Here is a 471-nt window from a genome sequence, read left to right as displayed (position 1 = left end):
GGTCGTAGTTGCCGTCAAGGGCAAGGGTGCCCTGGGTGATTGCGTAGTTGCCCACGTCCTCGCCCGCATCCCTGCCGAGCGCCCCGGTGAACGCGTCGCTGAAGGCCAGGCTGCCCGAAGTAATCTGATAGGTCAAGGCTGGATCCGCTTCGCCGTATACCTTGGTCTGGTCGTCGGCGGTCACCTCGACCTCACGTACCGTGATCTCCAGATTGCCTTCCAAAAAGCTCAGGTCGTAGTTGCCGTCAAGGGCAAGGGTGCCCTGCGTGATCGCGTAGTTGCCCACGTCCTCGCCCGCATCCCTGCCGAGCGCCCCGGTGAACGCATCGCTGAACGCCAGGCTTCCCGAAGTAATCTGGTAGGTCAAGGCTGGATCCGCTTCGCCGTATACCTTGGTCTGGTCGTCCGCGGTCACCTCGATCGCCCTTTCTGTGATCTCCAGATTGCCTTCCACAAAGCTCAGGTCATAGT

The 471-nt window shown here is 61.1% G+C and carries 1 protein-coding gene; it reads right to left on the bottom strand.

The window, feature by feature from the left end; translation table 11 throughout:
• A partial coding sequence (locus tag J0A67_RS22640; RefSeq protein WP_206571668.1) for an MBG domain-containing protein occupies nt 1-471 on the bottom strand: 471 nt, incomplete at both ends.

This window comes from Algoriphagus aestuariicola, from assembly GCF_017254835.1.
Taxonomy (GTDB): Bacteria; Bacteroidota; Bacteroidia; order Cytophagales; family Cyclobacteriaceae; genus Algoriphagus; species Algoriphagus aestuariicola.
This window is presented reverse-complemented; position numbering and strand designations above follow the sequence as displayed.